The following is a 9,910-nucleotide window of genomic DNA, read 5'->3' as shown; positions in this document are numbered from 1 at the left end:
TACTGACAATATCAAAAACCTTTGAATCATACATATAAACACCCACCACGGCCAAATTGCTTTTGGGTACCAGCGGCTTTTCAACAATTGTGACCACTTTTTCCCCATCCACTTCAGCCACACCAAACCGCTCCGGATCAGGAACCTCTTTTAAAAGGATTTTGGCTCCCTCTGACTGGGTTCTAAATGCCTGCACATAGTCTGAAATATCCTTTTCAATAATATTGTCGCCCAGAATGACAATAATTTTGTCGTTATCCGCAAAATATTCTGCCAGTTTCAGGGCATCGGCAATTCCGCCCTCCCCCTCCTGATAGGTGTAATTCAGATGTCTGAGACCAAACTGTTTTCCGTTCCCCAACAAACGCAGAAAATCTCCTGCGTTATTACCTCCGGTTACAATCAAAATTTGCTCAATTCCCGCCCGTACCAACGTTTCGATGGGGTAGTAAATCATCGGTTTGTCATAAATGGGCAAGAGGTGTTTGTTGGTAACCCGAGTGAGGGGATAAAGACGCGTTCCCAGACCTCCCGCCAAAACAACACCTTTCATCAGCCGACCCCTTTATTTCTAATTCTGATTTGCCTGATTGCAAAAAAACAACTCATCTGTAACCTTCGCTCAATACCAATCCTGCCACAACCTGCTATTTGTTTTGAATCAAACGGACGGCAAAATAGGAAAAATAGGCAATGGATCCCAATTTGGATACAAATTCCAGACTTTTGATGACCCAGTGATAGGAGGTTGCAGTAACAATAATCGTATCATTCGGCAACAACTGCGGATTTTGAGATTCATCACCTGCGTCAATAAATTTTTTCACATTCAGTGAAATGATTTTCTCACTGCTATCCCTCATGGCCGTTCGAATCAGCCGGATTTTTTTAAGCTGAGCGTCTTCCAAAGGGCCGCCCGCATAAGAAATGAGAGATACCAGATCCGTATTTGTGGGAACCAGATATTGCCCGGGCATTTTTACGAAACCCCAGATATTTACTCGAATCAACAACTGATCCTGATTCCCTATCACATACTGTGCACCGCGGCTCAGATAATTTGCAACTGGTCGCTGTTGTGCCCACAAAACAGAGCTAAAAGACAAACTAATTAGAACACTTAGAACGACACCCCATTTTTTCCAACCCATATTATTTCTCCCTAAATTACTTCATTCCCGTACGGTGAATACCTTCCAATGTGATTCGCAACCCGAATTTGCTTCAGCACCCACCTCGTCTACACGCCAGGCGTAGGTCCGTTTCTCTCAAGGGAATCCTCCAGGGCCGATCCGTCGGCATCGTACGCAACGGTTTCCCGCTGTCCCTGAAAGCCAGGGTACACCATTGTTATCCAGACGGGGGTGTGCTTCGGGTTTTTATACAGGCGTAAAATGTAATACATCGGCGCCACTCCTGAAGACCGCCACTCAAAAATCGGACGAACATCCCGTGTATTGCCCAAACTGCCGGCTTTTGGAATTAATTTATAGGTAATCGTATTCGAGGGGTCACTTTCCTCGCCGTTGGATCCACCCGCCGTCAAAAAATACCAGTACCGAACACCGACTGTTACATTTTGATCGACAAAACTCGTATCACCGGGTGAAACATGAGACAAAAGCCGGAAGTGACCCGTTTTTCCCTCTTTTTTATAAATATTCCACGCCTGAATTTTTTCCCCGGAATGAAACCACTCAAAAAATATGGCATCCGTTTCCGGAATGGCATCAACCCCTTTTTCAATTAGTGAATTTTCGGCCGACTTTGGAACGATAACAGGAGGATCCGGTTTCTTTATTTCAGGGCCGGAAGAATTCGATTTGCAAAATAAGATAGAAAAATTTATCACAAATAGCAAGAGGAAAAATTGTCGCCGTTTAATTTTCATCCAAAAATCCTTAAAAATAATAAGACAGCCCCAAACGATGAGACGCATTGAGCTCATGGGTTTCAAGCGCATAGTTTACGTGAAATTTCCAGAAGGAAAATCCGGCTCCAAACGCCACCTGCCTTTCATGACTTCCAATACGCAGTTCCATCCGATTGCGGAAATTCCATTCCACCCCAAAACCAGGATGGTCTGAAAAGCTTTTTCCAATCACAAAAAGCAGGCGGCTGTGATACCGGGGAAGGGGGTGCAGATACGACAGTCCCCAACCCAGGGCGCGTTTCATCACGTCGTGGTGATGGGTAGACCAGCTCAGACTGGATTGGGTCAGATTTTGCCAGGACAGTCCAAAAATAAGCCGCCCCAGTTTTTTGGACTCAAAAAAATCATCCAGAGCCAACCGCACCTGAAATCCCACATCCAGGCTTACACCCGAAGCCGAGTATCGTCCGATTTTTGTGTGCAGAATTTTCAGATTCAGCCCCACGGGTACATCAATCCTGAATTTTGAATACAGCCACCCCAGATCCAGTGTTTTTGTGTTCTCTTTTACAAACGTGAAAATGAAGGCTTCTTCTGCATCGTTCAGATACCCGTCCGGGGTGCCGTCGGGGCGGAGCGCCGGGTCACGCAGCCGTTGGGTTATGTTTTCACCCTTTAATTCCGGATAAATTGGAATATCGTCCACACTGAATCGCACATAATTGAATGCCAAATCCCCCTTGTAAATGGGAAGCGTAATTCCCAGATGATCCAACCGGCCCAGGGGATTTTGAAATCCTCCGAATTGTGTGGCCGCCATAGCGTGAATTTGTTTGGGTGCCCCAGCGATTCCCGCCGGATTCCACAAGAAAGCGGTTCCATCAGCCGAAACGCCCGCAAATGCACCCCCCAATCCCGATGCACGCGGACTGATGCCAATGGACAGGAAATCGGCTGCACCGTTGCCTGCAAACGCCCATTCAGGCAAAACAAAAAAGATGATGAAGAAGATAATGTTTTTTCGTTTCATTGGATTCGAACAATTTTCCCCGTTTTTTTAATGGTTTTTGTTTCACTTTTGGCTGTAAATTTGAAGTAATACACCCCATTGGCCACATCCTCCCCATTACCGTCCGTCCCGTCCCAGGTCTGTTCGTGATAGCCGGGCTCCAGAGGATCAGGATCGTCCGTAAAATCCAACACCCCAAAACGGCGAATCAGGCGACCCGAAACCGTGTAAATCTTCAGCGAAACCGCCGTAGCCGGCGCACTCAATTCGTAGGCAAAAACGGTTTGTTTTTTAAACGGATTCGGATAATTCCCCAGAACATTCAGATCAAAATCAGAAGCCACCCTGAAATGCAGCACGGCAGTTTTTGAACTATTCCCCATGCAGTCCATTCCCCGAACCGCCAGCTCGTGTCTTCCGGCGGATAGTTCGGGCGAAACGGTCAGGACGAGGCTGCCAGGGCCAACATTCATCTGAAGGTCCGAATCTTCTTTAGTTAACGGCTGCCCATCCAGAAGAATTTTCTGAGCCTCTTCGCCGGGATGAAGACCATTTTCATCCCGCATTTCAATGGTAAATGTAGGGTGATTCCCCAGGTAGCCGCCATCGAAAAACGCCTGTTTGCCAGCCAAAATATCCACGGTTGGCGGAACGGAATCCCTTTTTCTGAAAAAGGCAAATGCCCCCAATCCCGTTATTTTCGCCTGAAACAGGGAATCCCGCAGGCTGGTTCGGAGAACTTTTGCCCAGAGTTTTTGTTTCGGATAGAACCGAAACAAATCGCTTTCACGGCCGATAGAACCTGTCTGTGAATCGGGCACACACACAGAGAGAGAGGCCGCCATTCTTTCACCGGCAGTCCCGTTCAACTTCAGAACCGGCCCGCTCCAATCCGGAAGGCTAACAGGCTCAATGGATTGATCGGTCTTAAAATCGCTCCAAGCGGCATTCCCAAATGAAAGCACAAAGGGAATCCCGCAAGAATGTTTTGAAATTTGCAGATGCACATTCCGCCACGCACAAACGCTATCGGTTTGGGTCAGACTAACCCGAAAACCCTTTTCCGGGAGAAAATAGAAAGCCGGTGTTTCGATAAGGGATTCAACCGAATTGTTGTTCCACACCCGTTCTCGAATGGTTCGATCGAAATTCACGGAGACTTTCACATCCACCTTTCCCGGCGGCAGCACAACCCGCGCCTTAATTTTTCGGGTTTCGTAGGGATTAAAATCCGTCACGCATTTTCCCAAAAGAACAGAATCCCCGGTCTGGACTTGCCAGAAATCAACCGAAATCCCTTTGTACGCGACAGCTGAATTATTCTGGATAACGGCCTGCAGGTAAATGCTGTCATCTACCGCCACCTGAAGTGAATTTTGCTGAACCCGCAAATCTCCCACCGGATTTACCCGAAACGTGTGGCCCGCAAACCGGTGCATTTTCCCATTTTCCACGCTTGAAATGTGATAGGTCACCCAACCCACGTTCTGAAAAACACGTGACTGCAGGGTTTCAAACCGCCCACGATCGGGAAGAAAAGCCATTTCCAGGGAATCGTTAAGCGGAGATTCAAACACGCAGAAAGCCCGTGCTGCAGGAGAAAGCCCCGCAATTTGTGCATGGATTTTAACAGAATCCCCCACAACCACCGTGGCGGGAACGGAGCCGGTGGAAATCATCATCGCCTGCCCTACGGCAACAGGGAAGGCCCCGTTGTAATTAGCCAAACTTCCGGGCCCAAAAAGATCAAATGTTAACCAGTAGAGACCCGGTTTCATCGTTTGGGAAAGGATAATGGAGATCGGTTTCTGAGGATCGGAATAAGGGAGGTTTCCGGTTTTTTTCACCACACCGATTGAATCCACCAGGATGTACGAGAGCGTTCCGGTTTGCACGGGAGCCGAAATCTTGACCCGCACCGTATCGCCGCCTGAGTAGCGTTTTTGATCTGAGCTTACCCTGAGGGAATCTTTAGGAAACGCCAGGCCCAGCGCGGGATCGCCCAGAAGATTGTACTGGTGAATCATGGATTCCCGTTGAGCAGTAAAATATTTGGCCTGATAGTCGATTTTCGCCAGGGTAACCGCCTCACCGATGGTGGATGCCCGGTGGATAAACAAACGATTAATCAGTTGTTGCAGAAAATAGTAGTCATTCCAGACCCATCCGACACCGGATGCCCCCAGAAAGGCCACCGCGCCCTGGCGATCCAGTTTAAGCAGTTGTTCCCCCAGACACGACACGTCACGCGGTGAATCAAAGGCGGCGGTGAAGCAGGTCATGCTGGTAATGAGGGGATAATTGGGTGCATTTTTAAGAAGACGGAGATCGTCAAAACGAAACAGCAGATTGTCCGCCCACACAGCTCCGCCGCCGTGTCCCATGAAATTGGCGTAGCTTACCCCCCGGTCAAAAGCAGACAGAAGTTTCCGGGTGTCGCCGTAAAAGGGGTCGCCAGGGGGAGAGGATGTCAATTTTTGTACAAAAAAGCTTTTGGGAAGAAGCGTCCTGGCGAGCTCCGCATTCTGCTGATGAAAAAATTTGTCGTGCCCCGCAATCATCAGCAGGCGGTTTCTCCATTCCCCGTTGACTGGCTGCGTTTCGGTGGAGAGGATCTTTTCCAGCATGTGATTGAGCTCGTCGTGGGTGCGGGCAGGCAGGCGCCCGATGAAATAATCCGGCACTAAATCATCGCCGGAAACCAGAGCGTACCAGGTGTCGCTGGCTGCCGCGCCGAATTTTATCGTCTGATAGTGGTAGACCGGAACAAAATTCACAGACTGAGCCGACCGGCTTCGCACCGCATAATTTCCGTCCCCGACCAGAAGCACAAAAAGCGGCGCGGGCTTTTGCCAGGTGGTGCAGGCATACCGCAGGAAATTCTTAATCCCGACAGGACTTTTCTCGCCATCCGAAAAATTATCGTAAATCTCATCGGTCAAGGCAACCCGCACCGAATACCCCTGACTCTGCCGAAGGTGAATGAGCCGCCGAAGGGCGTCATTTTCGGCAAAATAGGGGGGCGTAATGATCACATAGTCTGCCTGATTATCCGGATTTTTCAGATTGGATTCGTAAACCGGTTGCGCCGATTCCGGATTCATTTTGGCCTCCGGCGTGAGGGCAATGTAGGCGGTTTGTGCCGAGGGAACGTCATCTTCAAAAGTTAACTGGTAGGATTTTTGCCCGAGTGAATCCACTATCTCGTCCACCCGAGCTCCAAAAATCTGGCTTTGATGAAGCTTAAAAATCTCAATATTTGGGCGTGTAAATCCTTTAATCACAAACCGGTAGCGGCCGTTTTGCCAATCCTCAGGACGCGTAAAGCGGATGAAGTTTTCATCGGCCTCGTACAGCCTGGGATACGTTACATCAAACCAGTTCACCAGAAAAAAGTCGAGTTCATCATCCGAATTATTGATAAGCGTCAATGCGTTATTTTTTTCATCCAGCTCACCGCCAAAAACGCCTTCCCTCTGAGATGTGGCTACCGAATATAGGGTCTGATCATTCCATTCGCCCTGAAGAATCCGGTGATTGGACAAAAATGCCCGCACGCTGTGGTGCCCGGTGGTCATTCCGTGAAGCATGAGTTTCACCTTCACCAGCCGATTGGATTGGATATCCGGGCACAGGAGTTTTACGGGGAAGGTCCGGATTTCGCCGGCACCCAGGCTTCCCCAAAACCAGTGATCCCGATCAACCCCGGGCATCACATGGCCCAAGCGATTGTAAGAGTTGTCTTTCTCCGCATGAACCGTGGCCATAAAACTGCGGGGCTGAAACACGAGTGTGGACTCCGATGAAAAAAAACCGCCGTTGGCCGCACCGTATTGTGCCCCCGGGCCGTCATTCCACGTCACAAAATAGGCCTTTTTTATGGAATACGGATCGAAGTACATATCTTCAGCGCCGGGATAGCGGGTGTTCAAATTAGGCTCTCCCCAAAACTCAAAACTGTCGCCCGGATCAAACCGGCCGTCGGCCAGGCCATGGGCCACAAAGGGAACAGGATTCTCTTTGGCCGTTATTCTGATCCGATTCCATGCAACTTGTTCCACCGGAATTTTGTTGGCCTTCAAAAAGGCGCGTGTAATTTTGTACCATCCCTGCCCGGATACAAGCAGCTTAAAGCCGGCTATTTTTCGATCCGCCAAACGAAAACCCGAAGGTTTTGCCACATGAAGATGGGAGGCTGCCTGGACGTTTTTTACCGCCCCGGGATTCAGAAGCATTTGCTTGAGTTCCTGAAGAATAGCAGGATTCTCTCTTTTTATTTTAGCCGATCCCCCAAGGATCGCCCCGCCAAATTTCAGACGAACTACAATGGTGTCCAGAAAAGCAATTGATTTTCCCCCGGGCAAAATTTTCACCGGAAACACCCGAAGGGCCCAGAGCGGGAAGTCCCGAAAATTGCCTAATTTTTGCACGTTCAGAATCGGGCTGGTTTGTATCCCCAAAGGAAACCGCCATGGCTGCTGTTGGTCTTGCACAGCGCTGTCTCCAATCACACGCTCAGCCGGTAAATCTAAATTTTCGGGGATAGAAAGATTTCGACCGCGGGTTTTCAGGACTTCAGCTTCCGGCTGTTTCAACACGGTTGTAAAAAGAAAGCGGCTGGCGGGAAAAGCAATCAGTGAATCACCTGACACAAGAAAGTAATGACTCATAAAATCACGGAAACGGATTTTTCCGTGAGGAAAACGGTACACAATCCGAAGGGTCACTGCATCAGGCGTTTGGGAAAGGATTTCGTGAGATTCAAACAGGGTGGGCTGAGGCAGACAGGTTTGGGGCCACACCAGAAGTCCCCCCAACAAGGCACATCCTCCAATTTTGGCCAGGGCGAATTTAACACCGCTTGGCCCTAATCTCCTCTTTCGGTTCTTTTCCCGGAATATTAGCAAAATTGAATCGAATCCTCCTGAGGCGGATTTGGTATCGCTTGGCCCCAAGCTCCTCTTCCGGCGCTTTTCGCGGAATATTAGCAAAATTGAATCGAATCCTCCTGAGGCGGATTTAGTATCGCTTGGCCCCAAGCTCCTCTTCCAGTGCTTTTCCCGGAGCAATAGCAAAATTGAATCAAACAGGTTGGTTATGCTTTTCACGAACCTGTTAACCCCTATTTTGAGCCGTTTTTCCAAATTGATTTTAATGAAATCAAATTGGCATTGGTCGCGGTTTTTTGGAGGAAATTCACTAACGAAAAATTCGTGTTACATTCTTGGGGAAAATCAATGTGTAATTAGAGGCCGTTTTTACAAGAGAAGGAATCATCCCCCAAAATCCTTTTACAAAATTAGTTTAACAATTCTTTCTAAAAAAATCAAGTGGTTTTTTAACTCTTTCCACTTTCTACCTTAAAACTTTTTTCCAACACATCCCTGAGTTCGTCTTCGTTCAGATTCTTCTTCAATTTTCCGTTCATCGCCACCGAAATGTAATGGGTTTCTTCGGACACCACAATGATGACCGCATCGGATTCTTCGGAAAGCCCGAGAGCGGCCCGGTGGCGTGTGCCGTACCAGGGTTCCAGCGTGTCGCTCTGGGAAAGCGGTAAAATACACTTAGCCGCCTCAATGAGTTCATTTTGAATAATAAGCGCTCCGTCGTGCAGAGGAGAAAGGGGATTAAAGATTGAGAGAATCAGGGGTGCTGAGACCTCCGCCTGAATGCGAATACCGGTTTCAATAATTCCCCGAAGGCCCATTTCGCGCGTCATCACGATGAGTCCGCCGATGCCAAGCTTCGAGAGCTCCACAGAGGCTTTTATCACCTCATTAATAACCTTACTCCCCCGAATGCGAACAAACCGCCGAATGAGCGGCAGGTTTCCCAGATAAAGCAAAATCCGCCGGAGTTCCGGCTGAAAGACAATCACAAATGCCACCAGCCAAATTGTTCCCAGGCTGTCAAAAATCCACGACAGGGTTTTCATATCGAAGATTTTAGCCACAACGGATGTCAGCAAAATGATCACCCACCCTGCAATAATTTGAATAGCCCGCGTCCCCCGAATCAAAAGATACAAGCGGTACAGGATGTACGAAATAACCAGAATATCCAGTAAATCAATGATCGTAAAATGAAGAAACTCAATCCGAAATAATGTCAGGTTTAGCCGATCCATTCACCGTACCTTTGACTATGGTCGTTAGATTTCTCAATATCGCTCTAATAAGCGGTCATTGCGAGCGGAATTTCCCCGCAAACATATCTGCAATTCGGGCCGCACGCCGGGCCTCCTTTACATCGTGAACCCGAATGAGATGGGCCCCGTTTAGAATGCCGATGGTGCTGGCCACGAGTGTCCCTTCCAGTCGTTCGTCCGGAGAACTATTCAAAATCTTGCCTAAAAAAGATTTTCGGGACGGGCCGATCAAAATCGGAGATTCCAGCATTTTCAGGGCGGCCAGCTCCCCCAGAATTTGGTAATTGTGAAACCACTGTTTCCCAAAACCGATTCCGGGATCCACAATAATTTTTTCGGGAGAAATTCCGGCCTGTTGGGCCCGGGCCCGGCTCTCTGCCAGTTCATTTAGAATCTCTCCCATGAGATTTTTGTACTGCGGATTTTTCTGCATCGTTTTGGGGGTTCCCCGAAGATGCATCACAATTACAGGAACGTCAAATTCCGCAGCCACAGAGGCCATTTCAGGATCAAAACGCAATCCGCTAATATCGTTGATCAGAGCGGCCCCGGCATTCAACGCTTCCCGAGCCACGGCCGCCTTGGTGGTGTCGATGGAAATCGGGACCGGCAGCCTGCCCCGAACGGACTCCAAAACAGGCAGGACCCGCCCCAGCTCTTCCTCAACGGAAAGCCGTTCGGCACCCGGACGGGTGGATTCTCCTCCAATATCCAGCACATCAGCGCCCGCCTCCACCAGCTCAAACGCGCGCCTTTGGGCGTGCTCGGGGTCCCCATATTTCCCTCCGTCCGAAAAGGAATCGGGCGTCACATTCAGGATTCCCATAATCAGGGTTCGCTCTTCCCAAGTCCAGGTGCGGCCGGAAACGGTGAGCGG

General features: G+C 49.1%; 7 protein-coding genes. All 7 read right to left on the bottom strand.

Going from position 1 to position 9,910, the window contains the following annotated elements; genetic code table 11:
- Positions 1-553: NTP transferase domain-containing protein (locus GXO76_07165; GenBank protein ID NOY77631.1), on the bottom strand; the 553-nt coding region annotated here is incomplete at its 3' end.
- 94 nt (positions 554-647) lie between these two features.
- A complete protein-coding gene (locus GXO76_07160) occupies positions 648-1,151 on the bottom strand; it encodes a hypothetical protein (GenBank protein ID NOY77630.1) in 504 nt (167 codons plus the stop codon).
- A gap of 89 nt (positions 1,152-1,240) precedes the next feature.
- Positions 1,241-1,891, bottom strand: a complete 651-nt coding sequence (locus GXO76_07155) for a hypothetical protein (GenBank protein NOY77629.1) — start codon at positions 1,889-1,891, stop codon at positions 1,241-1,243.
- Positions 1,892-1,901: 10 nt separating this feature from the next.
- Positions 1,902-2,903, bottom strand: a complete 1,002-nt coding sequence (locus GXO76_07150) for a hypothetical protein (protein ID NOY77628.1) — start codon at positions 2,901-2,903, stop codon at positions 1,902-1,904.
- On the bottom strand, positions 2,900-7,702 hold the full coding sequence (locus GXO76_07145) for a hypothetical protein (GenBank protein NOY77627.1): 4,803 nt from the start codon (positions 7,700-7,702) through the stop codon (positions 2,900-2,902). Before GXO76_07145 ends, GXO76_07150 begins: the two co-directional genes overlap by 4 nt.
- 518 nt (positions 7,703-8,220) lie before the next feature.
- On the bottom strand, positions 8,221-8,997 hold the full coding sequence (locus tag GXO76_07140; GenBank protein ID NOY77626.1) for a TIGR00159 family protein: 777 nt from the start codon (positions 8,995-8,997) through the stop codon (positions 8,221-8,223).
- Between the two features lie 70 nt (positions 8,998-9,067).
- Entirely contained in the window at positions 9,068-9,859 is a 792-nt protein-coding gene (gene folP, locus GXO76_07135) for a dihydropteroate synthase (protein NOY77625.1), read from the bottom strand.
- Positions 9,860-9,910 lie beyond the last annotated feature (51 nt).

The sequence above is a fragment of the Calditrichota bacterium genome, assembly GCA_013151735.1.
Classification (GTDB): Bacteria; Zhuqueibacterota; JdFR-76; order JdFR-76; family BMS3Abin05; genus BMS3Abin05.
The sequence above is the reverse complement of the archived record's forward strand: the minus strand, read 5'-3'. Positions and strand labels throughout refer to the sequence as shown.

Coding starts and splice junctions, on each gene's coding strand:
- GXO76_07160 (NOY77630.1), bottom strand. CDS start 1,151: ATGGGTTGGAAAAAATGGGGTGTCGTTCTAAGTGTTCTAATTAGTTTG.
- GXO76_07155 (NOY77629.1), bottom strand. CDS start 1,891: ATGAAAATTAAACGGCGACAATTTTTCCTCTTGCTATTTGTGATAAAT.
- GXO76_07150 (NOY77628.1), bottom strand. CDS start 2,903: ATGAAACGAAAAAACATTATCTTCTTCATCATCTTTTTTGTTTTGCCT.
- folP (NOY77625.1), bottom strand. CDS start 9,859: ATGGGAATCCTGAATGTGACGCCCGATTCCTTTTCGGACGGAGGGAAA.